20 protein-coding genes and 3 pseudogenes are annotated in these 26,608 nt (G+C 69.7%); 8 read left to right on the forward strand and 15 right to left on the reverse strand.

From position 1 onward, the window contains the following. Nucleotides 1-9: 9 nt before the first annotated feature. The 3 genes from OHT21_RS32755 to OHT21_RS32765 all read right to left on the reverse strand — a co-directional run bounded on the left by OHT21_RS32755 (nucleotide 10) and on the right by OHT21_RS32765 (nucleotide 4,371). Complete coding sequence (locus OHT21_RS32755; protein ID WP_328771873.1) at nucleotides 10-2,193, reverse strand: RiPP maturation radical SAM C-methyltransferase; 2,184 nt, start codon at nucleotides 2,191-2,193, stop codon at nucleotides 10-12. A 47-nt stretch (nucleotides 2,194-2,240) separates the two neighbouring features. After that, nucleotides 2,241-3,704 (reverse strand): radical SAM family RiPP maturation amino acid epimerase, encoded by a 1,464-nt coding sequence (locus tag OHT21_RS32760; protein WP_328771874.1) that lies wholly within the window; start codon nucleotides 3,702-3,704, stop codon nucleotides 2,241-2,243. Nucleotides 3,705-3,843: 139 nt separating this feature from the next. Beyond that, entirely contained in the window at nucleotides 3,844-4,371 is a 528-nt protein-coding gene (locus OHT21_RS32765; RefSeq protein ID WP_328771875.1) for an NHLP leader peptide family RiPP precursor, read from the reverse strand. 886 nt (nucleotides 4,372-5,257) lie between these two features. Between OHT21_RS32765 and OHT21_RS32770 the strand changes: the two genes are divergently transcribed. The 5 genes and pseudogenes from OHT21_RS32770 (at nucleotide 5,258) to OHT21_RS32790 (ending at nucleotide 9,630) form a co-directional block, all read left to right on the forward strand. Continuing rightward, the gene (locus OHT21_RS32770; protein WP_328774308.1) at nucleotides 5,258-6,028 is read left to right on the forward strand and encodes an AfsR/SARP family transcriptional regulator; all 771 of its coding nucleotides are present in this window, start codon (nucleotides 5,258-5,260) and stop codon (nucleotides 6,026-6,028) included. Between the two features lie 90 nt (nucleotides 6,029-6,118). Further along, complete coding sequence (locus OHT21_RS32775) at nucleotides 6,119-8,005, forward strand: ABC transporter ATP-binding protein (RefSeq protein ID WP_328771876.1); 1,887 nt, start codon at nucleotides 6,119-6,121, stop codon at nucleotides 8,003-8,005. A 7-nt stretch (nucleotides 8,006-8,012) separates the two neighbouring features. Next, nucleotides 8,013-8,528 (forward strand): annotated as a pseudogene (locus OHT21_RS32780) (Type 1 glutamine amidotransferase-like domain-containing protein); the annotation flags it as partial. 180 nt (nucleotides 8,529-8,708) lie between these two features. Next, entirely contained in the window at nucleotides 8,709-9,191 is a 483-nt protein-coding gene (locus OHT21_RS32785; protein ID WP_328771877.1) for a cupin domain-containing protein, read from the forward strand. 31 nt (nucleotides 9,192-9,222) lie between these two features. Then, on the forward strand, nucleotides 9,223-9,630 hold the full coding sequence (locus OHT21_RS32790) for a VOC family protein (RefSeq protein ID WP_328771878.1): 408 nt from the start codon (nucleotides 9,223-9,225) through the stop codon (nucleotides 9,628-9,630). Here OHT21_RS32790 and OHT21_RS32795 read toward each other — a convergent pair. Further along, nucleotides 9,620-9,982: a DUF4180 domain-containing protein gene (locus tag OHT21_RS32795; RefSeq protein ID WP_328771879.1), complete on the reverse strand. Its 363-nt coding sequence runs from the start codon at nucleotides 9,980-9,982 to the stop codon at nucleotides 9,620-9,622. The two genes, OHT21_RS32790 and OHT21_RS32795, sit on opposite strands and share 11 nt — an antisense overlap. Nucleotides 9,983-10,109: 127 nt before the next feature. Here OHT21_RS32795 and OHT21_RS32800 point away from each other — a divergent pair, with 127 nt between their 5' ends. After that, nucleotides 10,110-10,535, forward strand: a complete 426-nt coding sequence (locus OHT21_RS32800) for a GyrI-like domain-containing protein (RefSeq protein WP_328771880.1) — start codon at nucleotides 10,110-10,112, stop codon at nucleotides 10,533-10,535. Nucleotides 10,536-10,556: 21 nt separating this feature from the next. Here OHT21_RS32800 and OHT21_RS32805 read toward each other — a convergent pair whose 3' ends face one another. Further along, nucleotides 10,557-11,633 carry a MerR family transcriptional regulator gene (locus OHT21_RS32805; protein ID WP_328771881.1) on the reverse strand — a complete coding sequence of 359 codons (1,077 nt, stop codon included), beginning with the start codon at nucleotides 11,631-11,633 and terminating at the stop codon, nucleotides 10,557-10,559. Nucleotides 11,634-11,845: 212 nt separating this feature from the next. Between OHT21_RS32805 and OHT21_RS32810 the strand changes: the two genes are divergently transcribed. Further along, entirely contained in the window at nucleotides 11,846-12,745 is a 900-nt protein-coding gene (locus OHT21_RS32810) for an ATP-grasp domain-containing protein (protein WP_328771882.1), read from the forward strand. Here the strand turns inward: OHT21_RS32810 and OHT21_RS32815 are convergent. From OHT21_RS32815 to OHT21_RS32860, 10 genes and pseudogenes are all read right to left on the reverse strand, one after another. Continuing rightward, nucleotides 12,714-13,370, reverse strand: coding sequence for a hypothetical protein (locus OHT21_RS32815; protein ID WP_328774309.1), 657 nt, complete (start codon nucleotides 13,368-13,370; stop codon nucleotides 12,714-12,716). The two genes, OHT21_RS32810 and OHT21_RS32815, sit on opposite strands and share 32 nt — an antisense overlap. 109 nt (nucleotides 13,371-13,479) lie before the next feature. Next, nucleotides 13,480-14,271: pseudogene (locus OHT21_RS32820) on the reverse strand (FkbM family methyltransferase); the annotation flags it as partial. Continuing rightward, the gene (locus OHT21_RS32825) at nucleotides 14,268-14,531 is read right to left on the reverse strand and encodes a Trm112 family protein (protein WP_328771883.1); all 264 of its coding nucleotides are present in this window, start codon (nucleotides 14,529-14,531) and stop codon (nucleotides 14,268-14,270) included. The gene OHT21_RS32825 and the pseudogene OHT21_RS32820, both read right to left, overlap by 4 nt. A gap of 875 nt (nucleotides 14,532-15,406) precedes the next feature. After that, a pseudogene (locus OHT21_RS32830) lies at nucleotides 15,407-16,297 on the reverse strand (hypothetical protein); the annotation flags it as partial. 3 nt (nucleotides 16,298-16,300) lie between these two features. Beyond that, nucleotides 16,301-17,044 (reverse strand): class I SAM-dependent methyltransferase, encoded by a 744-nt coding sequence (locus OHT21_RS32835; protein ID WP_328771884.1) that lies wholly within the window; start codon nucleotides 17,042-17,044, stop codon nucleotides 16,301-16,303. Then, the gene (locus OHT21_RS32840; protein ID WP_328771885.1) at nucleotides 17,041-18,414 is read right to left on the reverse strand and encodes a condensation protein; all 1,374 of its coding nucleotides are present in this window, start codon (nucleotides 18,412-18,414) and stop codon (nucleotides 17,041-17,043) included. The genes OHT21_RS32835 and OHT21_RS32840 overlap by 4 nt, the downstream gene beginning before the upstream one ends. Beyond that, nucleotides 18,411-23,045, reverse strand: coding sequence for an alpha-(1->3)-arabinofuranosyltransferase (locus tag OHT21_RS32845; protein WP_328771886.1), 4,635 nt, complete (start codon nucleotides 23,043-23,045; stop codon nucleotides 18,411-18,413). Before OHT21_RS32845 ends, OHT21_RS32840 begins: the two co-directional genes overlap by 4 nt. Beyond that, nucleotides 23,042-23,764: a class I SAM-dependent methyltransferase gene (locus OHT21_RS32850; RefSeq protein ID WP_328774310.1), complete on the reverse strand. Its 723-nt coding sequence runs from the start codon at nucleotides 23,762-23,764 to the stop codon at nucleotides 23,042-23,044. Before OHT21_RS32850 ends, OHT21_RS32845 begins: the two co-directional genes overlap by 4 nt. A 68-nt stretch (nucleotides 23,765-23,832) precedes the next feature. Beyond that, nucleotides 23,833-24,984, reverse strand: a complete 1,152-nt coding sequence (locus OHT21_RS32855) for a glycosyltransferase family 4 protein (RefSeq protein ID WP_328771887.1) — start codon at nucleotides 24,982-24,984, stop codon at nucleotides 23,833-23,835. A gap of 225 nt (nucleotides 24,985-25,209) precedes the next feature. Further along, complete coding sequence (locus OHT21_RS32860; RefSeq protein WP_328771888.1) at nucleotides 25,210-26,187, reverse strand: DUF3068 domain-containing protein; 978 nt, start codon at nucleotides 26,185-26,187, stop codon at nucleotides 25,210-25,212. Nucleotides 26,188-26,453: 266 nt separating this feature from the next. Here OHT21_RS32860 and OHT21_RS32865 point away from each other — a divergent pair, with 266 nt between their 5' ends. Then, the gene (locus OHT21_RS32865; protein WP_165341586.1) at nucleotides 26,454-26,606 is read left to right on the forward strand and encodes a hypothetical protein; all 153 of its coding nucleotides are present in this window, start codon (nucleotides 26,454-26,456) and stop codon (nucleotides 26,604-26,606) included. The last annotated feature ends 2 nt before the right edge of the window (nucleotides 26,607-26,608 follow it).

Below are 26,608 nucleotides of genomic sequence, written 5' to 3' on the forward strand. Positions count from 1 at the left end.
ACGCCGCGTTCATCGCTGCTCCTCCAGCGCTGGGGCGCCCTGGGCCGTGTCTTCGGCGCCTTCGGCGCGCCTGGCCCGCGCCGAGTCCTGCGTGGCCCGGAATGCGTCCACGAAACCGCCCGGGAAGTCCCGGCCGGTGGGCAGACTGGGGATCGTTCCGGGAATGGCCAGGGTCACCAGACGGTCGTCGATCTCCAGCAGGAGGCGCCGCTCGACAAGCGACTCCACCGCGGCGTCGATCGTCGCCTGCGCCACGTCCAGATCGTGGTCGCGCCGGAGGATCTCCCGCAGCTTGGCGGGACGCGGGGCGGCGTCGCAGGCGAGAACCACCGCGCGTGCCACCCCGGTCAGCCGCATCCGGGTCCGCTCCGCGCACCGTCGCGTGTCCAGGATGTGCAGCTCACCGTCGACGTCGGTCATCGCCAGCACGGGCCGCACGGTGTCGTGGAAGGCCTGCTTCCACTGGTTCGCCACTTCCTGCAGGGCCTGTATGCCCTTCCCCTTCCGGACGGGGCGCAGGAGGGTGTCGGGCACGCCCAGCGCGGGGGTGTCGCTGAAGAAGTACGTCAGGTCCTCCAGGTCGCTGTGGGCCAGCGGGTAGACATAGTGCATGGACGGGATGGGCGAGAGGAACAGGCCGTGCTCCTGGGCCTTCTTCTCGTAGACGCTGAAGCGGTCGAACCGCAGAAGGGCCGTCCCCTGGGGTGCCTCCAGGTGCTCCAGCAGCGGCACCCACTCGGCCATCTGCGCGTAGTACGCGTCGCTGTCCCCCGGGAAGCCCCACAGCAGGCTCCAGCTCATGCGCAGTCCGAACTGGCGTCCGCGCTTGAGGAGTTGGATGTTCTGCCAGCCCCGTACGCCCTTGTCCATCAGCTTCAGCATCTCGGTGTGCAGGCTCTCGATCCCCGGCTGGACCCAGGTCACCCCGGCGTCCACCAGGGTCTCGATCTGCCGGGTGTTCGCATTGGCCTTGATCTCGTAGAACAAGGCGCGCTCCGGGTCCTTCTCCTGGGCCAGAGCGGTCAGCAGGGTGGTGAAGTAGCCCATGTCGAGGATGTTGTCCACACACTCGAACCGCTTCAGCCCGTACCGCTCCGTCAGCGCTGCCATCTCCTCCCGGACCCGCTCGGGGGACTTGGAGTCGTAGACCATGCTGCTGCCGTTCAGCCCGCAGAAGGTGCAGTGGTGGCTGTCCCCCCACCAGCAGCCGCGCGAGGTCTCCAGGGGCAGTCCCGGTGTGACGTACGGCCCCACCCTGGACGAGCGGCTCAGCTCGTCGAAGTAGCCCTGGAAGTTGGGCACCGGGAGCGAGTCGAGCTGCCGGAACACCGCCCGGGGCAACGGGGGCCCGCTGCCCGGGCTCCCCGCGGCCGTCTTCTCCCGGTGTCCGGCGGGCCCCGCCGGGTCGGGGAGCCGGTGGGCCGGCCCCAGCACCCCGCGGGGCAGTTCGTCCGCGGGTACGTCCCAGCCGCGCTCCAGGACCGTACGGCACAGCGGGGTGATCAGACCGTCGGCCTCTCCCGAGACCACATAGTCCACCCACGGGAAGCAGCGGTGGGTCGCCTCGCCCATGACGGCCTCACAGTTCGCGCCCCCCATCATGGTGATCACGTCGGGGTCGAGCTCCCTGATGCGGCGCAGCAGCGCCAGGGAGGCGACATGCTGCTCGAACGTCGAGGTGCAGCCCACCACCCGGGCGCCGGTGGCGAGCACACGCTGCGCAGCCTCGTCGACGAACTCGGTGGCGAACCGCCGAAGCGTGCGCAGGGCCGCCCTCCAGCCGCCGGGGAAGCTCCAGGGCGCCGGGACCCCGGACGCCTCCAGCAGGTCCAGGTACTGCTCGTCCTTGTCCCGCGCGCCGGGGAAGAGCTCTTCGGGGAAGGCCGCTTCCGCGAAGGTCCATTCGCCCACCAGCAACTGGATCTGGGACTGGTGCTCGCACACGTCGTACAGGGGCAGCCCCACCCGCTCGGCGAACCACAGGTTCGCGTGGGCGGTGGTGACCGGGACCCCGTCCCGCTCCAGGATCCCCGCCAGCAGACCCAGCGCCATGGAGGGCCGGGAAACCGAGGCGTACGGCATGCTCACCAGGCAGACACCGCCGAAGGAGGAGCCGCCGGAGGAGGAGCCGCGGGAGGAGGAGTCGCGGGAGGAGAGCGCGGCGTCGGCGGCCGTGGGCTCCGTTCGGTTCATCACGCTGTTCCTTTCATCGGGCTGAGGCCGGCTCGTCAGGCCCGTCTTCACGAGGTCTGGAGGGTGACGGAGACAGCGGTGGACGGCGGTTCGGGTTCCTCGTCGAGGAGCCCCAGGGCGAACAGGTCGTCCAGCAGCAGCATGGTCTCGGCCAGCGGAACCCCCGAGTTCCGTTCGCGGCGGAGCGCGAACTCCTGGACGGTGCCACCGCCCTTCAGGAGCAGGCGGGCCATGTCCTCGGCATCGGGGAGCTCGGGCAGAGCGGTTTTCAGGCCGAGAGACCGGACGTGCAGGCGGCCGCCCTCCGTCGCGATCCGCAGATCCGACCGTGCGCGTACCGTGTCATCCGGGCGCAGGCTGGTGCGCATGTTCCTGTCGATCATCGAGCCGATGACGTCGCGCAGCTCCTCGGCGGAGCCGAAGGTGCGCTGGTCGACCACCCAGAAGCCCTCCGGCCAACGGTCGTCGGCGTCACAGGGGGTGATGAGCCGGACCGAGCCCTCCACCATGTTGAACAGGAAGCCCGAGACGCAGGCGATCGTGGAGCTCGTGTCGTCCGGGGTCAGCTGGTCCGCCCGCTTCTCGGCGAACTGCCGGGCCCGGCCCGCGTTGGCCTTGGGAGCCGCGTACGCCCCTTTGTTCTGCGCGACGCACTCCACGCGCAGCAACTCCTCGGGGGTGAAGCTCTCATGGATGCTGTTCAGCGCGCTGAGCGAGATGATCGAGAAACGGTTGACACCGAAGCCGAGCGATTCGGCGAGTGCGAGCAGCCGCTTGGTGCGGTCGATGTTCTTGTGCCCCAGCGCGGTCGTGGTCTGCGGGCAGCCCTTCAGCACCTGGTGGTAGTCGACCAGGAAGCTCTCGTACTCGGGATTGTCGAGCGGGTCCGTCGCCCAGTACAGAAAGCTTCCCTCCATGGCATCCCCGACGATGTCGCCCATGGTGGCCAGAACGTTCCGCCACAGCAGGGCGTTGTCCTCGGTGTAGGGCCAGGTCTGGTCGAACTTCGACGCCGAGACACCGCAGAACCAGCAGCCGACGGAGCAGCCCTTGGCCAGTTCGAACGCGGCGGGGGCGTGCACGATGGCCCGGGCCCGGGTGTGGCCCAGCTCGCCGCCGCACCGGTTCATCTGCCGTCGGCGCCACGCTGCCATCTGCGGGTTCTTGGCCTCGTTCGAGGCGCACAACTGGTCGCGGTGGGCCAGCTTCTCCTTGATGAATGCCGCGTACCGCCGGGTGGACCGTGGTGGGTCCGCCGTCGCTGCCGCGTGCTCCGCCGAGTGGCGGGGTACCTCTTCCGGGGGCACGATGGGCAGGATCTGCGCCGGGCTCAGGGGGAGGCCCAGAGAGTCGATGGCCGACGCGGGGGAGTGTGCGAAGGCCTCCCGGAACGCGGGGTCCATGGTCCAGCGCTCCAGCACACGTTTGGTGTGGGCGACGTCCCGGATGTAGTCGGGAGGGATTTCGCTGAGGTCGCCGAGCAGGGGAAAGTACTCGTCTGTCGCGGTCATCTGTGCCTTCCGATCTTCCGGGTGTGCGGCAGGGACGTGCGAGGGACAGCTGAGGGGGAGGGAGAAGGGAGGGGGACCGCCGGCGCACGGAGGGGCAGCCGTGCGCCGACGGTGAGCCGGCAGTCTGTGCCGGCGGTTCTCAGACGATCACGACGACGGCGACGACCTCGACGGCGGCACCGATGTTGACAACGGCCTCACCGGTCACTTCCACCGTGGTCACGACGGTCGTCGCTTCGACGGTGGTCTGGACGGCCGCGCCCTCGGGCCGATGCGTGATGACCTTGGTGGTCAGTTCGGGCTCAGTCATCGTCCCGATGTTCTCCGGTGTCTCCGGGATCACGAGGTACCGCTTGTGCTCGGTGTTCTGGAGCAGCCGCAGCTCCCGCTGCCCCTGCTCGGGGAGGAGCTGTCGCAGACAGCTCGTCGCGGTCTCGACAGCGTCCACCCCGTGCGGCAGCACGACGTAGAGCACGTCCCGGGTGTCCTCGACCACCTCGACCGCCGTCTCGGCCGGGACGTGCAGCCCTTCCTCGCTCAGCACGGCCTTCGGGTCCCGGACGAACCGTTCTCGGTAGGCCTGGTCCCGCCAGCAGCGCGCCAGGGTCATCGCGGTGACCGTCTTGGCGTAATCACCGACAAGTAGGTCGGTCTCCATTACCGTCATGATTCACCCTCCTTGGGCTTTTTCTGATCCTGTCTCTGTCTTGCTTGTCTCTGATGGAGCGGAGCGCACGAGTGCGCGCGGACCGGGAAGAAGAACGGAACTCCGAAAGGAGGAGCAGGCAACCGGGGAGACGACGCATTTACGCTGGTGAAACGGGTGAACTCGGTCGCTGCTCCCGTTGGGGTACGAATCTTCCTCTTCCCGCCTTGACCACATCCTGAGGCCGGCGGCCATTGTGGAGCCTTCTCCGGACTATCCACTTTTGCCGGATACTCCGCAGGCCGGGCCGAGCCAATGCCCTGATTCTGCCCCCACCCGCTATCACCGAGCTTTCGTCCGGCCATCGGGCGCGGCAGGCCCGTGCCACGCGTAAGCATTCTGTAAGAATTCAGGTCATGGTGCGGTCCGAGAGCCGACAGACCCGCCGCGGCACCTATTTATGGAGCGACAATTACTTTACGAAGCGGTAACCGTCTCGTGAGTGAGTAACTCCTCGACAGACGTGATTCTTTCGTGAAAGCTTGACTTATCGAAATAATCTCGCAACTATTGAGGCCCTTCCCTCGGCGCCTTGCAGTACCACCTGATCCATCGTGATGGTCTGCACACCTGCAAAGAAGACGCCCGTCGCGTAAATCGCGCTTCACTCTTCACGCACGTGAGCCCACTATTTGCTGCTCAAGCAGGCACAGAAATTGCTCACCCACAGTCAAGGTGATGTTGAATGGCTCCCCAACCCGGCGGGGGCACACCCCGGTACAGCTCCATCCCCATCCCGTCCCCGTATGCCCCGGTTGGGCATTCCGGAAATGCGCGATCGCCCTCGGACGCCGCTGCGCGGAGAAACGTGCAGGAACCTGTGCTTCTTCTCCTCGGACCGTTGTCCGTGCGCACCGAACAAGGGCCGCTCATACTGCGCTCCGGGCGGCAGAAGGTCATTCTCGCGGTGTTACTGCTGAGTGAGGGCAGGGTCGCCCCCACGGAACAGCTGATCGAAGCGGTGTGGGGCGGAACGCCGCCGCCGACTGCGCGCAGCCAGGTACAGATCTGCATCTCGGCCCTGCGGCGAACACTGGCCGCCGCACTGCCCGGCCGCACCATCGAGACCCATGCGTACGGCTACACCCTGACCGTTCGTGATGACGACCTGGACACGCGAGTATTCAACCGCACCGTCCGGGCCGGTCAGCGGGCCGCGGCGGACGGCCGCCTCAATGAGGGCATCGCACTGCTCCAGGAAGCTTTGTCGATCTGGCGGGGCAGCGCTTTAGCGGATCTTCCCGGGCTCATGATGCACTCTGAGGCCGCGCGACTCGAAGAGAAGCGATTGTCCGCGATCGAGCAGCGCATGGAGATCGGCATCGAGCTGGGACTGCATCGTGAACTGATCGATGATCTCGCCGGCCTGGTGGCGGAATATCCACTGAACGAGCGGCTGAACGGCCTGATGATGCTCTCCCTCTACCGCTCGGGCCGCCAGGCCGAAGCACTGGCGGTATACCGGAAAATCCGGAAGAACCTCGCAGAACAGCTCGCACTGCAACCGGGACGCGGACTGCGCGACCTGGAGCACGCGATCCTGAATCAGGACGAATCCCTCGAGTCCGTATCCCCGGATTGGTTGAGAATCGACTTCGTCCGAGGCAGGGCGGCATAGGACTGTCAGCTGAGAGATGCCCGATATCCGCGGCGTCACTCGAGGACCCAGTGCATCTCCCGTACCGCAGTGACGAGGTGGGGAACCGACATGCGTGCGTATCAGCGGCCGCGCAGACACACGGGACCTCCCGGCCGGCACCGGGGCGGGCGGCACCGGGCCACCCGGGGCAGTGGGACCCGCAAGGAGAAGCTGCGCCGGCTGCCATCCGTACTCGGGGGTGCGATCGGCCTCGTGGTCAGGGCCTCGCCGGGCATGGCACTGAGCATGCTGGCCCTGCAGATCGCCGCAACGGCCGCCCAGGGCTTGCTTCTTCTGCTGCTCAGAAACGCGCTCGACAGCGTGACCGCACTCACCGCCGACCAGTCCGTTGTCCGTGCGCTGCTACCGAGCCTCTCCCTGTTCGGCACCGTCCTGCTGGTCAGTACAGTCGCGTCGCTCCTGCTGCCGGCGCTGCGCCTGGTGCTCACCGAGCGGATCAGCTGGTACACCGTCGAGAAGGTGCTCGACGTGACGACCGCCGTGCCGCTCTCCGAGTTCGACCGCCCCGCGTTCCACGAACGGCTGAGCCGTGCGCAGAGCGCCGCCAGCCGGCCGGCACTGATCACCCAGAGCCTGTTCTTCTTCATCGGCTCGGTCAGCACGATCACCAGCGTCATCGCCGTCCTGCTCACCGTGCAGCCGCTGCTGGTGGCCGTCCTCGGGGCCATGGTGCTGCCGCTGGTCCTCGCCAGCGGCCGTGCGTCGCGCGGAATGTACGAGTTGATCGTCGCCCTCACCGAGGACGAGCGCCGCCGCGCATATCTGCGCGGCCTTCTGATGAACCGGGAATCGGCCGCCGAGGTGCGTTCGTACCGGCTCACCGGCCGCCTCAGGCGGCGCGGCGAGGAGCTCTTCGACAGCCGTATCCGGCAGATGCGCCGGGTGGTCCTGCGCTCGTTGCCCGGTTACCTGGTCGGCGGGCTGGCCATGACACTGGCGGTCGCCTTCGGCGTCGTACTGCTGCTCACCCTGGTGGTACGCGGACAGATCACCGTCGCCACCGCGACGGTCGGCGTCTTCGCCGTGCTCCAGTACAGCGGAGCACTGTCCACCGCGGCCACCAGTCTCAACCAGCTGTACGACAGCGCCCTGTACCTGGAGGACTTCCGCGCATTCCGGACCATGCTGCCGGCCCTCCTCGCCGAGCAGCGCAAACCCACCCGGCCCGCGCCCCGGGACTTCGACCTGATCACCGTCGACGGTGTGTCGTTCCGCTACCCGGGCGCCGGCCGGCCCGCCCTGCAGGATGTCTCCCTCACCTTGCGACGGGGCGAACTGGTGGCGCTGGTGGGCGGGAACGGCTCGGGCAAGACCACCCTTGCCAAGCTGCTCTGCGACCTCTACCGCCCCGACCAGGGCCGTATCCGCTGGGACGGCGTGGACATCGCCGACGTCGACCCCGACGAACTGCGGGAGTCCATCGCAGTGCTGTTCCAGAACTTCGGCCGGTACCTGTTCACCGCCGCCGAGAACATCGGCGTGGGAAGAGTCGAGAACAGCGACGACCGCGGAGCCATCGTCATGGCCGCCGAACGGGCCCGGGCCGACACCTTCATCCGGGCGCTGGAGGAAGGTTATGACACCACCCTCGGCAAGGTGTTCAAGGGCAGCACCGACCTGTCCGGCGGGCAGTGGCAGAGCATCGCACTGGCCCGCGCCTTCTTCCGAGCGGCCCCGCTGGTCGTACTCGACGAACCGACGGCCGCCCTGGACGCCCGCGCCGAGAACCAGCTCTACGAAGGCATGCGGGAGCTGTTCGCCGGCCGCACCGTGCTGCTCATCTCGCACCGGCTTCTCTCCGTCCGCAGCGCCGATCGCATCTACGTCCTCGACCAGGGCAGCATCGTCGAATCCGGCACACACGAAGAGCTGATGGCCTGCCAGGGCCTGTACGCCGAGCTGTACTGCCTGCAGGCCACCCAACACCACGTCTGAACCCGGTCCCCTCCAGCTCTTCCCGATGCCCAACCACGAGGACGTGGAGGCCACCGTCCTCGACCAGGACGTCGTCTGGGTCATGGGCGGCTCGGTGGCGAACCTCCTCGCGGTATGGCAAGTGCACGGCCTGGACGACATCCTCCGCCGTGCCTGGCGCGCGGGCGTCGTCCTCAGCGGCGTCAGCGCGGGCTCGATCTGCTGGTTCCAGGGCGGCACCACGGACTCCTTCGGCCCCGAACTCCGCCCGCTCACCAACGCATTGGGCTTCCTCCCGTACGGCAACGGCGTCCACTACGACACCGACCCAGGCCGCCGCCCCCTGGTACACCGCCTCGTCGCGGACGGCACCCTGCCCACGACGCACTGCACCGACGACGGAGTGGGCCTGGTCTACCGCGGCACCGAACTGACGGAAGCCGTCACGGAGTTGCCGGGCAAGGGGGCGTACATCGTGAAGCGCGACGGCGACTCGGCAGCCGAGGAACGCATCGATCCGTGCCGCCTGCCCACGGTCAACTGACGCTGCTCCCGGAGCCGACGATGGCGGTGAGGAGAACTCGCCCTCCTCGCCAGCGGGTCGCTCTCCCGCCTGTCCAACGGCGTCAAACGCTGTGAACAGCGCGGCCGGGTCGTACGGAAACCCGACCCGGCCGACGGCCGTTACACCCTCGCCGAACTCACCGACGCCGGCTTCGACCTCGTGCACCTGGCAGCGCCCACACACCTGCGCTCCGTACGCCGCATCGTCCTCGACTCGCTCAACACGATCGACCAGAAGGCCCTCGCCCGCATCGCCCAAAACTCCGCATCGTCCCCGGCCGACCTCGACCCCCGGGTGTATCCGCAGCCGTTCAGCCGCAACGGCATGACGGTCGTCCCGCTGACCCGCAAACCCGGCGGATTGCAGGCGTTCAAGCACATCCTGCCCGCCGGCCTGACCGAGGGCCGCGAACCCGACCCCCGCTCACACGAGGGCTACCACTGGCTGTACGTCCTGCGCGGCCGCCTGCGCGCAGTGCTCGGCGACAAGGACTTCATCCTCACCGACGGCGAAGTCGCCGAATTCGACACCCACCTCCCGCACTGGTTCGGCAACGCCGACGAACACCCCGTGGAATTCCTCAGCATCCTTGGCCCCCAGGGCGAACGCGTCCACATCAAAGCCAGCCACCGCCCCCACTGACGCTGCTTCACAGAGCTTCTAATCTGGACGCATGACGGTGATCGGGCAGATCTCGTTGGGTGTGAGTGACGACCGGCGAGCGGGGGAGTTCTGGCGTCAGGCGCTGGGATACGTGCGGCGCCCACCCCGTTTCGAGGGCGACGACTGGATCGTGCTGGAGCCGCCGCCAGGGGCTTCCGGGGTGGCGATCGCGATGGATGTGAGTGAGAGTCCCGCGGAGGAGTTTCCCCGGGTGCACCTGGATCTCAAGGCGGGGGAGCGGGGCCTTGAGGACGAGGTCGAGCGTTTGGTGGCCCTGGGGGCACAGCGTGTCGACTGGCCGTACTACCCGGAGAACCCTCGCCCCGAAGAGCCTCCGTATGTGGTGCTGGCCGACCCGGAGGGGAACCGGTTCTGTGTGGAGGGGCGGTGGCCCAGGCCGGGCCCGTCTACGCCTTGAGCCGCTCGCGCAGCTCGTCTGCATCGGCCAGAAACCACGCCTGCCGCCCGCGGTTGCACTCCCGGACGAAGTCCCGCAGCGCCGAACTGGCCTCCGTGTGACGGGAGATGCCGCCGAGGACGACGATCCCCATGCCGTACTGGACGAACTTCTGGATGACGTCTCCGGCGACACGCGTGCTCAGCTGGAAGAACGCCTCGTCGAACCGCTCGGCGGGGATGACGACCCACTGGGCGCCCTGATATCCGGCATCGCCTATGAGATCCAGCGCGTCGCGTTCGCTGCGGATGGGTTCGCCCTCGGGGGCGCACATCAGGACGGGCACGTCGTGGATCTTCTGCAGGGTGGTCATGCCGGCCAACGCTACGAGACGCCCCGCTTCCATCGGGAAGCGGGGCGGGGAGGGGCCCGGGGACTCCGTGTAGCCGCGTATCGCGGCCAGGGCCGGATGTCAGTGCCGGGTGCTTGTATTGGGTGCCATGACACCTTCGGTATTTCCCGCCACGCCCGACCGCATTGAGCGGCCGGACGTCGCCGTCATGCAGCAGACCACCCTCGATGAGCTGCCTCAAATACAGCAGCTCTGGCCGTCGTTCGAGAAGCTGGTCGGGCTGCGCGGACGCAAGATGTACGCGCAGATCGACGTACGCCAGAACACCTACACGGTCTGCACGCCGGTCAAGGAGGACGACCACCCCGACCGCCTGGGGCTGGAGCTCGGCACCTTGCCGGGAGGCTCATACCTGCGCGGTCGTCTTGTCGGCGACCCGCCCCAGATCTATGAGCGAATCGGCGACGGGATGGCCGAGTTGGAGGCGATGCTGCCGGTCGATGACACCCGGCCTCTGGTCGAGTTCTACCGGCGGCACGACCAGATCGAGTTGTGGGTGCCGATCCGGTCGTGACGTCACCTCAGCCCGGCGCGCTCAGCGCGATTCAGCCGTCACCACGTCCGCCACCACACAACTCACGTTGTCCGGGCCGCCGGAGTTGTTCGCCGCGACGATCAGGGCGCGAACTGCCTGTTCAGGGGCGGGAATTGTGGTCAGGGTTTCCTGGATCTCCGAGTCCGGGACTACTGCCGAGAGGCCGTCGGAGCAGAGGAGGTAGCGGTCGCCCGGCTGGGCGTCGTGCAGGCGTACGTCCGGAGCGGGAGCTGGGGCCGCGCCTGTCAACGCCTTCAGGAGAAGCGCGCGTTGGGGGTGGGCCGTCGCTTCCTCCAGGGTGAGGCGGCCCTCGTCGATCATCGACTGGACCATGGTGTGGTCGTGGGTGATCTGGAAGAGGGAGCCGTCGCGCAGGAGGTAGGCGCGGCTGTCGCCTATGTGGACCAGGGCCAGTTGGGAGCCGGTCCAGAGCATGGCGGTGAGGGTGGTGCCGTCCTCCTTCGGGTTCCGGGTCGCGTCCTGGACCGCCTGGGTCGCGCCCTGGACCGCGTCTTCCAGGAGGTTGAGGACGCTGCCCGCCGGGAGCGGCTCGGTGTCCAGGAACTTGAGGGCCTCGACCGCGGCCGTACTGGCGGGCGCTCCCGCCGGGCCGAAGCCGTCCGCTACGGCCAAGACGCGGGTGCCCGCGTAGGCGGTGTCCTGGTTGGCGGGGCGGACGAGGCCGGTGTCGGAGAGGGCGGCGTAACGCAGTTCCAGCATGGTGGTGTCCTTCCTCGGAACCTGTGAGAGGTGGTCGACGAGGAAGGCCGCCAGGTCGCGGCGGGTCGCCGTCTCGGCCTCGACCCGCGCCCAGTACGCGCGGATCTCCGCCGCGGCGGCAGCCGGTTCAACCGCCTCCAGGGCACAGACCTCGCGTATCCGGGCCAACGGCATCCCGAGCCGCCGCAGCCACGCCACCAGACGCGCCTGCTCAAGCTGCTCCGGCGCGTAGTAGCGGTACCCGCTCTCCGGGTCCACCCGCGCCGGCCGCAGCAACTCCAGCTCGTCGTACAGCCGAAGCGCCTTCGGCGACAGCCGGCACGCCTTGGCGAACGCCCCGATCGTCAGCATGTCCATGCGATCTCCCTGCATTTCCACGCGATCTCCCTGTGCGATCTCCATGCGCCCGCCTCGCGAGCCGGTCGTTCCTCGTCGTGCAACCGATGCTGGGGCCTCCCCAAAGGTGAAGGTCAATCCACGAGCTTCGGTTCCTGTCGGTTGTTAGCCTGCGGGCCGGATCGCCGGGATCGACCGGCGCACCGTTTCGACGTACGAACGAGGAGTCCGCCGTGGCACGCAGTACCCGAATATCGCTCGTCACCTGCCGGGAGGTCGTGGAGAGCGGCAGGGACGTCGATCTGCCGGTGCTCGTGGGCGCGGTGGAGGAGGCCGGGGCCGAGGCCGTCGTCGTGTGCTGGGACGACGCGGACGTCGAGTGGGGGGACTTCGACCTCGTCGTCATCCGGTCCACCTGGGACTACACCTGGCGGTCCGCGGAGTTCGTGGCCTGGGCCGAGCGGTGCGCGGCCGCCACGACGCTCGCCAATCCGGTCGACGTCGTGCGGTGGAACGCCGACAAGCGGTACCTGGGGGATCTGGGGGCGGCGGGGGTGCCCGTCGTCGACACGCGTTTTATCGCGCCTGGAGACCCGGTCGAACTGCCCGAAGAGCAGGAGTACGTCATCAAGCCCACCTCGGGGGCAGGGGCCCGGTACGCGGCCCGTTACGCGCCAGGGGATCGGGAGACGGCCGTACGCCATCTCGCGCGGATGCACGCGGAGGGGCTGGCCGCGATCGTGCAGCCGTACGTCCGGAGCATCGATACGGCGGGTGAACGGGCCCTCCAGTTCTTCGGCGGGCGTTTCCTCCATGCCATACGCAAGGGCGCCGTCCTCTCACCCGGAACCGCCTACGACGAGGCCAAGGTCCCGCACCCGAACGTCCGGCCCTGGGAGCCGTCCTCCGCCGAACTGGCCGTTGCCGAACGGGCGTTGGCGGCGGTACCCGGCGACGGCGACCCCGAGTTGCTCTACGCCCGCGTCGACCTCGTGGACGGAGACGACGGCGAGCCCCGCGTCATGGAGCTCGAGCTGATCGAGCCGAACCTCTTCCTCTCGCTGCACACCGACTCGGTGCCGATCGTGGCAGAGGCGATCGTCAAGGCTGCCCAGCAGCGGCCTGCCCGCTGACAGCCACCCGCTGCAACAGTCCCCAGGTGAACTCCGCCACGCAGTCCCGTCGTACGCCCGACGCATCCGGTGCCGTGAACTTCAGCCCCCACCGCGTCGGCGCCGTCCCCTCCAGCGGCCGGACGGGAGCGAAGGCGCGGGCGGCCTCGTCCACCGTGCAGGACCAGGGGGTCAGGTCGTCGAGCGTGTCCAGTGAAGGCCCCGTCGCGCCCGGCGCCCGTACGAGCCACTCGTTCCAGACGACTCCGTTCGAGGCGAGGAGCACCTCGAAGCGGAGGTCCGGCCACAGGGGTACGGACCAGAGCCGGGCCTCGCATTCCAGGTCGCCGATCTTGCGGGTGGTCACCGACTCCGGCTGGCCGAGGACGGAGTGGATGGGGGACCCCCCGCTCGAGCGAAGCCGAGAGTGGGGGAGGGAGGCGGCCGAGCGGGAGCGGGGGCCGCGGATCATCGCCTGCCAGCGGCGGTTGGCCTCACGCATCTCGGCGATCGAGACGCCCAGTTCATGACGGGCTTCCTCGACCAGGTCCGGATTGTGGTCGGCCATACGGCGCAGCAGGACGAGCTGGAAGTCGAGCCGGGTGAAGGGGCGGGTGGGTCGCTTCGCGGCGGGCATGCGTCCCATCCTCGCGGACACGCGTTCCATCGTCGCGTACGGACCCGTCATCACGTACGGATCGGTCATCGCGTACGGATCGGTCATCGCGTACGGACGGGTCATCGGGTACGGACCGCTCGTCGCGTACGAGTCGCTCGCCCGGGCGGCGGCCGTCGGGGAGGAACAGTACGGAGTTCACGTACCGGATGTAGCCGTTGCCGCGGAACGGGAGCACCCGGCGGAGCAGGCCCTGGGAGACGACGTGGGAGGCGCGTGCCTGGTGGGCCTCCAGGTCGAAGGAGGACAGGGGAAGCCAGGTGTCGCCGGGCAGGACCCAGCCCTCGTAACCGTGCTGGGCGAGGTGGGAGACGACCGGGGCGATCGGCTGGATACGGGCCTCCAGCTCGATGAACAGGGCCGGCCGGTCGCGGGTCAGCAGGGTGGTGGCGCCGTTCAGGACCGCGAGTTCGTTGCCGTCGACGTCGATTTTGATGAAGCCGACGTCGTGCAGGTCCAGGCTGTCCAGGGTGACGCAGGGGACGTCCAGGGCGCGGGCGTGGATGTCCCGGCGGATGAGCGAGGAGACGCCGCGGTCGCCCTGGTCGCCGGGCGGCAGCCAGAGCCGGGCGGTGCCCTGCTGGTCGCTGGCGGCGGCGCGGACCACGCGTACGTTGCCGGGGGTGGCGTCGGTCAGCAGGCGGGCCAGGTGCGGGACCGGTTCGACGGTCACGACACGGCGGGCCCGGTCCGACAGACGGCGCGTCCAGGGGCCGTACCAGCCGCCGACGTCCACGGCCGTGCCGCAGTCCGGCGGGCACAGCTCGGGGAGCCGGGCCAGCTCGGGCTCGAAGCGCGGGTAGACGAGCCGGGCCGCGGCGGCGACGAGGCGGAGCGGGATGAAGGGGGCTAGTCGGGCGGCCAGGGTCATGGGGCGATCCCGGGGGTCTGGGGGTTCCCCCCAGTTATACGCAGCAGCAGCTTCTCGTGTTCCTCTTCCGTGACCTGCTCGCCGGAGGACGGGAGGAGCTGGGGTATGCCGTCGATGATCGGGTAACGGCGTTGCAGGCGTGGGTTGTAGAGGGCGTCGCCCGGCCCTCCGGGCTCATCCGGTTCCTGTGCGAGGAGGTGCAGGGGCCCTTTGTCCAGCGGGCACGCCAGGATCTTCAGCAGGGGGTCGTCAGGGTTCATGGTGGGGTCAACTCTCGGGTGGGGGTGGGGCGTTCGGGCTTCGCTGCCGGTTCGGTGTCCGGGGACCGCTCGGTGTCCGGGGACCGTTCGGTGTCCGGGGACCGTTCGGTCTGGGGTGACCGCTCGGTGTCCGGGGACCGTTCGGTCTGGGGTGACCGCTCGGTGTCCGGGGGCCGCTCGGTCTCGGATGACCGCTCGGATTCCGGCGGCCGCTCGGGCTCCGATGGGGAATCGGGTTCCGGGCTCTGGTCGGGCTCCGACGGGGAATCGGGTTCCGGGCTCTGGTCGGGCTCCGACGGGGATTCGGGCTCCGACAGGGAGTCGGACTCCGGGGGCCGTTCGGACGGCGACGGCCGCTCGGACTCCGATGTCGGCTCATGGTCCGGAGGCGGTTCGATTTCCGAGCGGGGCTCGGGCTCCGTCGGCCACCCGGACTTCGAAAACCATGCCGACACCGGCCGCGGTTCCGGCTCCGAAGGCCGGGGCTCCGGCTCCGAAGGCCGGGGCTCCGACACCGGCGGTGGTTCCGGCTCAGACGGCCTGGGTTCCGGCTTCGCCGGCGGTACCAGGTCCGACAGCCTGGGCTCCGGCTTCGCCGACGGTTCCGGACCCGACGGTCGGGGCTCCGGCTCCGGCGGTGGTTCCGGCTCAGACGGCCGGGGCTCCGGCTCCGGCGGCCGTTCCGGATCCGACGCCCGGGGTTCCGACACCGACGGCGGTCCGGGCTCCAACGGTCGGGGCTCCGGCTCCGGCGGCGGTCCGGGCTCCAGCGGCCGGGGCTCCGGCTCCGGCGGCGGTTCCGGATCCGACGCCCGGGGTTCCGACACCGGCGGCGGTCCGGGCTCCGACGACCGGGGCTCCGGCTTCGCCGGCCCGGGCTTCGGCTTCGCCGGCGGGTCGTGTTTGGGCATCGCGAGGAGTACGGAGACCGCCAGCGCCGTGCCGCCGAGGCGCAGGGCGAGCCGTACCGGGTCCTCGGGGAGCGCCTCGCCGAACGCGAGCGTGCCGAGGATCGCCGTGAACAGGCAGGTCACCGTCGTACAGACCGGCACGATCAGCGAGGCCCGGCAGCGTTGCAGCGCCGCCTGCGACATGATCAGGCCGAACGCGCCGGTGAACATCAGGATGTACGGATACGGGGAGATCAGCAGGTCGAGTACCGCGCCGCCGAGGCCACTCGTCGTCAGGTAGCTCGACACGCCCTTGATGGCCAGCGAGCTGACCCCGTACAACAGGCCCACCGCCACGCCGTATTCGACGCCCGTGGTCGGCATCCGGTGCCGGCGCCGCGCGCGGTGCTCGGCCGAGCCGTACAGCCACACACCCATCGCCAGCGTCGGCAGGCAGACCAGCAGGATCGTCGAGACGGGGGCGCTGCGGCTGACCGTGTCGGACTGTTCGTTCAGCGACAGGACGACCATCAGCAGGGCGGCGAGGATGGCGCCGAGTGCGTACCGCTCGCGGCCGGAGGTCTCCTCGCCGAGCAGCTTCGAGGAGAGCAGGACGAGGATGACCAGGCCGGAGACGAAGATGCCCTGGGCGGCGGCGATCGGCAGGGTGCGGTAGACGACGAGCTGGGCGCCGAAGCCGCTGGCCAGGGCGAGGGAGCCGCCGATCCACAGCGGGCTGCCGAGGACGAGCCGCAGCAGCCGCGCCGGTTCGCGGACGCTCACCGAGGGCATGGCCGCCAGCGCCCGTTTCTCCAGGACGAAACCGGTGCTGTACAGAACGTTGGCCAGCAGTGCCGCGGCTACCCCCCACCACATGGGCTACGTCCTCCGAGCGTGAAGGAGCAGGATCGAGGACATGGATGGAGCCCGGCAGGCCAGCCGGTCCAGTGGACGCATCGGGCGCGGTACGCCGTGGAAGGGCGCCCCCCGCAGTCGTACGACCTCGAAGCCGGACGCGGCCACGAACTCCCGTAGCGCGCGGGCGGTGTAGAGCCGCAGATGACCTACGACCTCCTGCCCTGGGCGGCCGTGGATGGCGCGCAGGCTCACCTCGGAGAAGACGGGCTGGACTCCGGCGAGGAGCAGGGCCCGGTTGTACCAGGCGGCCAGGTTCGGGGTGGAGAGCATGAGATGACCTCCGGGGCGCAGGATCCGGTGGATCTCGTCGAGGGCCGCGTCGGGGTCCACGAGGTGTTCGACGACCTCGCTGAACAGGACGGCGTCGGCGCAGCCGGACTTGAACGGCAGCCCGCCGTCGGTGAGTTCGCCGCGAACCACGTACGGGATGTGGGTGTGCGCGCGCTTCAGGGCGTCATGGGACCAGTCGACGCCGATGATGCGGTGGCCCGCGAGGAGCGGGGCGGCGGTCGCGGCGGCGCTGCCGTCGCCGCAGCCGATGTCGATGACGGTCTGTGCGCCGGAGGTGGCCGGGCCGAGGGCTTCGGCGAGCATCCGGGCCTGGCGGAGGCTGCGGGGGGTGCCGGAGGCGACGGTGACGTCCGGGTCCTCGTAGAAGTCCCGTAGTCCGTGCGGTCGTTCGCGGGTGGGCGGGGCGGTGGTCATGCGCCGTTCCCCCTCGCGGACTTCGTGGGTTTGTCCCTCTTGGGTGCCGCTTTGGACTCTTCCGCGTGTTCCGTCGCGTGCAGGTAGTGCTCGAACAGGTCGCGGAGGTGGCAGCCGTCGCCGTGGCTGAGGAGGGTGCGGGACCAGCGCAGCGCCAGGTGCAGCTTGCCCGCCGTGGCGGCCGTCGTGACGGTCAGGCCGCGGGGCATGCGCGCGGGCGCGGAGAACCACACCGCGGTCGCGCGGCCCGCTCCCTCGCCGAAGTCGAGGGGGTACGGGACGCGGCCGATGTTGCTCAGCAGGGTCGTCGAGGTCCAGGGCGCGGCGGCTTTGCGCAGCCCTCTGGTGAGGGCGGCCCGCCAGGGCACGGGGGCCCAGGGGGCGGTCAACAGGGCGGCTCCGTGGCCGAGTTGGGGTCGGGGCTGCGCCTTGAGAGCGCGCGTGCGGTCGGCCGTACGACGCAACAGGCCGGACAGGTCGGAGGCGTCCAGCTCCTCGGGTGAGAAGGGGACTTCGACGAGCCGGGTGCCGTTGCCTATGGGCATGTCCGTGCCGCGCGGCCGGTCGTCCACCGGCATCGTGATGCGCATCGGCCGGGGGCGGGCGCCGTGCTCCCGGTTCCAGTGGGCGAGCATCATCGCGGTGGCCACCATGAGCTGGTCGTTCACGGTGTAGGGGGAGCCCTTGGGGCGGTGCGGCACGTTCAGCTCGGACACGAGCATGCCGTTGCCGGGGGAGGGCTCGGGGGTGCCGTGGGCGACCCGGGCGGGCGGGGTCCAGCTGGAAGGGGCGTCAACTTCCGTGGGGACGTTGCCCGCTGTGCGGTTGGGGGGCGCGGCGGGCGCGTTGTCGCGCCCGCCGTAGACCTCGGCCGCCGTGGCCAGGACCCTCAGGCAGGCGGGGCCGTCAAGGGCGGTGTGGTTGATGGTGAGGAAGAGAACGGTGCCGTCGTCCTCCGGGTCCCGGACCACCTCCAGCCTGATCGGCGGGGACGCCGACAGGGGTGGGGCGGCGGCGAGCGCCCTGTCGCGGGCGTGCTTCAGGGCGTCGCGGTCCGGAGCCGGGAACGTCACCACATCGGTGACGTCCGGATCTTCGGTGAGTTCCCATTCATAGCGGCGGCGGTACCAAGGCCCCGCCGCCTCCCGCATCAGGATGCGGGGGTGGCGGTGCAGGGCCTCGGTGAAAGCCGTCTTCAGGCGGGCCGAGTCGAGGTGGCCCGGCAGGTGGACCTCGATGTGGACGGTCTCCGGCTCCTCCTCCTGGAGGCAGTGCCGGGCGACCTCGTCCACGACGGGGAACGGGATCCGGGCGGGTGGCCGTACGGGTCCGTCCGTGCCGTTGCGCGCCGGGTGGTCCAGGGTGGTCATTTGGGTTCGCCTTCCCCCGTCTCTTCCTTGTCCCGCGGTTCCGCCGCTTCCGTCTCCTCGGGACGCGTCGCCTTCAACTTCGGCTTACGGAGCGGGAAGCGGACGGTCGGCGGATCGGGGATCCGCCGGTCGGACTCGGGACCCCGCGCGGAAACGGTGGGCCCGGCCTCGTACTTCGGCGGTGTCTCGGGACCCGGCTCCTGCGACTCCTCAGACGTCCGGGGCGGCGGCAGCACTCCTCCCGGCGCACCCGGATCGGCACCCGCCCCCGACGGAGACCCGGCTTCGGGCGCCCCCGACGGAGACCCGGCCTCGGGCGCCCCCGACGGAGACGCCGTCCCGGATGCGTCCGGCCCGTACGTCTCCCCGCGCTGCCGATGCGGCAGCGCTGCCGTCGGCGCCTCCGGGCCGAGCGCGGGCGCAGGCCCGGGCGGCGGCACAGGCGGAAGAACACCGAAGCCACCGGGACCTCCGGACTGCGTCCCCGGAGGCACAGCCCCCTGAGGCGCCAGCTCGTCGCCCCGTACCGACACCAGGCCCGCGAACAGCCCGATCAGCGCAAGGAGTTGGGCCGCCTGTCCGAAGGACCCCTCGTCCGCCGAGGCCGGCGTCCCCGCGCCCGTGGCGGCGGCGATCCCGGCGCCCGCGAGGGCGAGGAACGCGATCGGCACCAGCAGCGTGTGCCGCTTCCATGCGATGAGCGCGAGCACCGGCACCAGCAGGGCGAAGAACCCGGCGATCACGGCGGCCACCAGCGTGAGCGCCACGGTGCCCAGGATCATCCCGGGGGCGGGCGGCAGCGGCGAGGGCTGGTCGGTGTTGGGCGAGCGGCGGCGGAACAGGACGAGGCCCGCGAGTGCGAGTACCCCGACGCCGCCGCCGATCAGCCCGGCCTCGTACGTCGTGGAGGGCTCGTACGAGAGCTTGATGGTGCCGCCCTCGCCCGCCGGGATCCGCCAGCCCTGCTGCCAGCCGTCGAGCCGGACCGGGTCCAGTTCGTCGCCGTTCAGCGTGGCCTTCCAGCCTTCGTTGAAGTTCTCGTACGTCGTCAGGTACGAGGCCGCGCCCGAGCCGGCGCTCACCTCGCGGCGGTCGCCCAGCCAGTCACGTATCTCCAGCTCACGCTCGGCCGCGGCGGGTGCCGTGACCGTGCCGCGGGTCAGCGTGACGTTCGTGACGGCCAGCGGGCCGGCGTCGCCCGCCTCGACGCGGTGCGCGCCCGAGTCGAGGGAGAGCGAGGTGTCCGCGCGGCCCCGCTGGCAGAGCGTGATCTCGATGGGGCGCCGCTCCGTGAGGTCCTGGACGGTGCCCTTCGCGCTGGTCTGGTACAGCTCGTCGTCCACGGCGAGGTCCGGGCCCTGGCCGCACGGCAGGTCGAAGGTGCGGTCCTCGTCGGGCTGCTCGGTGCGGTACTCGTCGAGTGCCGGGACGTACGCCTCGGTGAGGCCGACCGGCAGTTGCAGATCGTCGTCGACGACCGGGTTGTGGACCTTCATCTGAGCCGTGTCGGTGATCGTGATGCTCAGCTCGTTGGTGGTGATCTCGGGGAAGCGGACGTTGCCGTTCTCGTCGACACCGGCGATCGCCGCGCCGTCCGGCGAGCTGATGTCCACCTTGGTGGCCCGGGTGGACAGGCCGCCCGCGGGCGGCAGCACGATCTCGTCGATGGCCTGCTTGTCCGGCCAGCGCAGATGGATCGTGGGGTTGTCCCCGGCGATCCAGGCGGTGGTCAGATCGCCGTCGGTGAGATTGCGCGGCGACAGACCGACACCGAGTCCGGCCGTGGAGTCGGCGGTCGCGATGATCTGGTTCTGCTGCTCGGGCGCCACCCGGTAGAGCAGCTCGTCGAGTTCGGCACCCGGAACCGGGACCGCGCTCGCCTTCACCTCGTACGAGCCCGACGCCTCGGAGTTCCAGCGGCGGTGCAGGCCCGCTTCCGTGCCCGTCGGGGAGAAGCCGCCCGGGTCGTACGCCCGGTGCAGCGAGACGACCTCGGTGGCGGCCTCGGAGCGCTCCGCGTCCTTCGGGAGCCGCAGCATGCGGGTCACCTGGACGTCGGGGATGCTGATCTCGGAGAACCCGGCCCCGGTGAGACCGGCATGCCGGGCCACCGAGTCGACGATCGTGATCCGCAGCCAGTCCGTCTCGCCCTCAGGCGCCTTGATGCGCTGCCGCATGCCGTTGGCCTGGAGGAAGCTCGTCTTCGAGCCGCGTTCGGTCTCGACCTTCACCCGTGTCGGCGCCGAGCGGACGCTGTCCTGCGGCAGCGGCGTGACCCGGATCGAGGAGGGGATGTCGGTCTTCTCCGTGAAGCCGATCCGCAGCCACTCGCCGTCCGCCGAGCCGGAGGCGCCTTCGGCCCACGCGGTGTTGGGGTTGCCGTCGAAGGCGTTCACCGGGTCGTACTGCGGCAGATAGAACAGCCAGTTGCCGCTCGACGACGCGGTCACCGATTTGGCGCCGCGCAGTTCGGCCACCGTCTGGTGCTCGATGCCCTCCGTCGGCAGGATCTGGTGCGGCTTCTCACCGGCGTCCTGGAAGCTGCCGGAGTGATTGCGTTCGTCGCGGGTGTACGTGTACGAGGTGTTGGCGTTGACAAGACCGAACCGTGTGTCCGCGCGACGCATCCCGTCACCCGTCACCTGGAGCGGAGGAGTGCCGAGCCCGGGGTGGTTGTCACCGGTCAGCACCGCGGCCCGGCCCCGCATCGCGGGATCGGCGGACACCGGCAGCAGTGCCTCGGGCCCGCCGGAGACGACGGCCGTGTCGGCGACCGCCTTCAGCCCGGCCTGGCCGGGCCGCGGCACATCCTCATCGGCCGGCTCGTAGATCTCGACGGCGCGGTGCCGCGGATACAGGCCCTCGACCTGCACCGGGGTGTCCTCCGGGATCGTCCCGCCCGTCATCACCGGGCCGAGGCCGGTCACCCGGCGGTAGCCCGACTCCTCCAGGGTGCGCTTGACGGTTGTGCTCGGTACGTGGCCCATCTGGTCCGGGTCGAGGTCGTTGCGTACGACGACGTAGTGGAGCCCGGAGCGGCTCAAGTAGTCGGCCAGTCCTGGGACTTCGCCGCCGGTCAGCAGTGCCTGCTCGACGGCGTCCATGGCGCGCCGGTTGCCCGCGGTGCCGAACGGTACGTAGTCCCGCTGGGCCCACCGGGATTCGGCGAGCACGTCGAGGGGCTGGTCGATGGGGGAGCCCCAGGTGTAGATGCCGTGCGCGGTGGCGGGGACGACGAGGGCGCGGGAGTCGGGGGAGTGCTTCTCCAGCCAGTCGGCCGTGGCCTGCCAGTACTTGGGGAGCTCCTGGAACGAACCCGGCTGCAGGATCGACCCGTTGAGGTAGGGCAGGGCGAGACCGGGCAGCACGAGGACCGCCGCGATCAGCGTGACGTACCGCCGGCCGCGTACGGGACGGGCGCCCCGCGTCTCGGAGGCGACGCCGACCAGGTGCATCAGCCCGAAGGCCAGCGCGAGGGCGAGGCCCACCTGGAACTTGTAGATGTTGCGGAAGGGCGCCAGGGCGCCGTCCAGCCAGCCCTGGAAGATCTCGTGGAAGGGTGCGCCGAACGAACCGGCGTACCCGGCGAGGGTGATGAGCGCGACTGACAGCACGACCAGGACCAGCCAGCGCCGCTCGGGCAGATCGCGGCGGGCGAGCCCGGCGAGACCGAGACCGGCCGCGAGGGCCGAGCAGACGATGACGAGGACCGAGGAGGCGACGGTCCAGCCGGCGGGCAGCCAGGCCTCGCCGAAGTACAGATAGGCGACCCAGTTACCGGCGCCGCGCAGCATCTCCGTGGCCGACATGGTGGCCGTCGTGGTCTGCGAACTCTCGATGTACGGAAGGAAGTTCTCGCCGTAGATGCCGAGCAGCAGCAGCGGAATGACCCACCAGGCCGTCGCCAGGATCACCCCCGGCACCCACCAGGCGATCAGCTTGCGCTGCCGCGGACCGCGCGGGCGCGACAGGAGATACAGGCCAACGGGCAGCAGGGCGGCCAGAGTTGTCGCCGCGTTGACACCGCCCATGAAGGGGATGAGCAGCGCTGAGCGCAGGGCGGCGATGCGCGCGCTGTAGCGCTCGTTGGTCAGCGGCAACAGCACCCACGGCAGCATCGCGCCCGGCAGCGCAGCCGCCGAGGTCGAGCCGACGACGATCGTGAACACCGGCCACAGCGCGTACACCACCGCGCCGAGCAGCCGAGAGGGGCGGCTGCCGATGCCGAGCCGCTCGGCCAGCCGCAGCGCACCCCAGAAGGCGACGCTCACGACGAGCGACAGCCACAGGCGCTCGGCGAGCCACACCGGTATGCCCAGCAGATCGGTCAGCGCGTAGTACGGCAGCATCGGGAAGGCGTAACCGATGTACTGGTCCGCGATTCCGCCGAAGCCGCCGCGATCGTGCCAGAGCTGACCCAAGTCGGCCATGAACTGCCAGGGATCGACCGTGACTCCGAGCTTGGTCTCGAAGGTCTGCCGCCCCGGGTCCACGGCCAGGAACAACACGAACACCACGGCCCAGAACCCCAGCAGCCACCTTCGTGACCGCGGCCCCTCAGGGGGGTCCGGCACAGGAGGGAGGGGACGTGTCGGCGCCGGGGGAGGAGCCGACTGGACCGTACTGGTCATTGATACCGCCGGAGGATGAGGAGGAGATTCCAGGTGGCGAACTCGCGCAGCCCCGGCGCCTTCGCGACGGTTTCCGCGAGGAACGGCCAGTAGCGGGAGCGCGCCGAGACGACCGTGACGTCGTCTCTCTCGCGCACCTGCCTGAGGGTGGTTCCGATATGCACGGCGAAGAGGTTCTCGCCGAGGGTGTGTTTGGCGTCCTTGCCGGTACGCCGCTCGTAGCGGGCGCGGGCCCGCTCGGCACCGAAGTAGTGCCAGGGCGCCCACTCATGGCCGCCCCAGGGGGACAGCCAGTTGGTGAACGACACGTAGATGAGTCCGCCGGGCTTGGTGACGCGGACCATCTCACTGATGAAGGTCTGCGGGTCGGCCACATGCTCGAGGACATTGGAGGAGAAGCAGACGTCGGCGACGCCGTCCGCGAGCGGCAGCAGATAGCCGTCCGCGACGACCGCGCCCTCGGGCGGCTTCTCGCCGAGTTCTTGTACGTCCGGCTCGAAGAGGTAGGCGTGCGCGCCGCGCCGCCGGAACTCCTCGGTGAACCAGCCGCCACCACCGCCGACGTCCACGACGGTCCGGTCGTTCACCGGACCGTCGTACGACTCCACTTGGTCGACGGCGTCACGGGCGAGCAGTGAGTAGCAGGCGTCAGGGTCGTCCTGCTCGTTGAGGAAGGCACGGAAGAGAGCGACGGAGCGGCGCAGCGAGGGGTCCTTCAGACCCGTCCCCGTACCCCTGCCCGTACGTCTGCCTTTGCCCGTGCCTCTGCCGGAACCCGTGGAAGTGCTCATGGCTGGTAGCTCCTCACCGCCTCTGCCGCGACCGCGCGGAACTGTCGGACCGTCTGGTGCCAGCGGTACTGGGCGGCACGCTCCCGCGCCGCCTTGCCCATCAGGGTGCGGCGCTCGGCGGACAGGGCGAGGGTGCACCAGGCCGCCGCGAACGACGACTCGCCGCGGGCCAGCAGACCGGTCTCGCCGTCCACGATGGAGTCCCGCAGACCGGGTACGTCGAAGGCGATGGCCGGAGTCTCCCGGGCGGCGGCCTCGGTCACCACCAGACCCCAGCCTTCGACGGCGGAGGGGTGCAGCAGCATCCAGGAGGCGCAGAGCAGCTCGTGCTTCTCGGCTTCGGAGACATGGCCTCTGAACTCCACGCCAGAGCCCGCGAGTTGCTCCAGACGCTGCCGCTCGGGACCATCGCCGACGATCACCAGACGGCCGCCGGTGACCGGGCGGACCCGCTCCCACAGCCGCAGCAGCAGATCGATGCGCTTGTACTCGACGAGCCGTCCCATCGCGAGGAACAGCGGCTCCGGGGAGCGCTCAGCCCGCGGGCCCGGCTCCTCGACGCCGTTGTGGACGACCCGTATGCGCTCACGCTCGACGCCGATGTCGCGCAGCGCGTGTGCCGTCGACGGGGAGACGGCGACCAGCAGATTGTTGCGCTGGGCACCCGCGAGCGCCCAGTGCTCGAGTCTTCGCCCGAGCCGGGCGGCGGGCGCCAGCGGACCACCGAACCGCATCTTCCACAGATCGGTGTGGACGTGGTTGACCAGGCACAGGGTCGGGCCGCGATGCCACAACGGCGCCAGGTATGGCATCCCGTTGCAGACCTCGACCAGCAGATCGCAGTCGCCGACCTGGCGCTGGAAAGCGGAACGGACCTTCAGATAGTGGCCGAGGTCGCCCCCGGCCGACACGACTCGGTAGTCGCGGTACGCGGCCGGTCCCCCGCACAGCAGGGTGACCTGGTGGCCGAGCTGGGTCAGGCCCTCGGCGAGCTTGTCGACGAGGAGTTCGGAGCCGCCCGCCGCCGCGTTGCCGAAATCACGGCGGGCGAGGAAGACGATCCGGCGCGGCTGTGGGGAGCGCGCCGGCGGTCGCTGCGCGGTGCGGGGGAAAGCAGCGCGCAGCGACGAAGGCACGTGCTGGGGCATGTGTGCTCCAACTCGTCTCGGGGTGCGGAACCAGCGTGGGGGATTCGGCGGGTGCGGGGTTTCCGACAAGGTCACGCGGGGCGGATGTGTGGTGGTTGTGGGACCGACTGTGGCGATGGTGTGGGCAGGCTGTGCTTGGGTGGGGGTGGATAGTTTTCGCCCAGTGGTTCGATGCTGCTACTCACCCAGGTGACAAATTCGGGGCTTTATTCCGCTGACGTCTCATCACATTGTGAGCGACTGCTGGGACGACTCGGACGTTTCAGGATTTGGACGCCCGCGCACCACCAAAATGACCCCCACAAGTGCGAGCAGTGCGCCCGCTCCTGCCGCCCCGATGGGCAACGTCTGCCCCACCAGGCGCAGTTGGCGACTGTCGGCCTTGGCGAGTTTCACTTGCTCCTTCTGTGTGTCCGTGGTGAAGGCGAGGCGCTTGGCGTCCAGCAGAACCGCCGCATCCTCGTCGGAACCCGGCGCCCGCAGCGTCTGACGGATCCCGGTCGCGGCGTAGAGGATCCGGCCCGTGGCCTCGTCGACGACCAGCTCGACGCCGTGGTTGGCGTACCACTCCTCGGCGAGCACCTGGCTGCGCTCGGGCTGGTCCACGAGGGTGCCCGGCACCATCCGGGTGCCGTTCTTGGCGGGCGCCACCTTCGCGGTGAACCGCATGCCCTCGTAGCCCTGAATCTTCTTCTTGCCCTGGTAGTTCAAGGTGATCGTCGAGCCCAGGGTGCTGTCCCACCAGCGGTAATCGCGCTTCTGCACGTCGAAGGGGAACTTCAGATACGCCTCGCCCTCGATGTACGGCTTTTCCTGGCAGCAGTGGACCGGGGCGTTCGTCTTCCGGTTGGTCACCCAGCGCTCCGTCGTCCAGAGCAGCGCGTCGTGCGGGTCGGCCGCCGGCAGCGACTTCTCGGTGTCGAGGGTCGTGGACACGTCCCAGATCGCCCGTCCGCTCTTCTCGCTGTCGGCGACATCGCCGCGGACCTGCCGGGTGATCGTGATCTTTTTGTTGTGAACGGTTTCGATCTCGTCCGTGTCGAAATAGCTTCCCGTGCCGGTGAGTATGGTCTTGGAATCGATGTCGATCGGGTTCTGCTTAGCACGTGGCTCGACATACCAGGCGAGCAGGGGGGCCAGGACGAGCAAAAACACGCCCAAACCCAGCAGGACCAGCGACAACGGTGAGGCAGTGCGGCGCATCCGGGCACTCCAGAGGGCTTGTGGTGACCAGGCACAGAGATGTGCGGACACAGTGGTGGGAGGGTGCACAAGCGGTATGGGGCGGGAACCGTAGGCGCACCCTTGACGAAGTGTCAATGCATTGTCGAGACTGTCCCCTGCCGGAAGGGGCCGGCTGGGGCGATTGAATGGGCAGGCAGCCGCACAGATTTCTGCTGCGGTTGGCCGGGGTGGGACCGCCATTCAACCCGGTGGGACCACCTTTCGACTGAGAGGGCTGAACTTTCGTGCCCAGACTTCTTGCCGCCCTGCTGACGGTCACCGCCGCCGCCGTACTCGCCGTCGGCGCCGCCGTCGGCATCGTCGCGCTGCTGAACGCGACTCCAGAGCAGCCCAACACCCCCCTGATCACGTATGAGACGGCCGGCCAGGAGCGCTGACC

The organism is Streptomyces sp. NBC_00286, from assembly GCF_036173125.1.
In the GTDB taxonomy this organism is placed as follows: Bacteria; Actinomycetota; Actinomycetes; order Streptomycetales; family Streptomycetaceae; genus Streptomyces.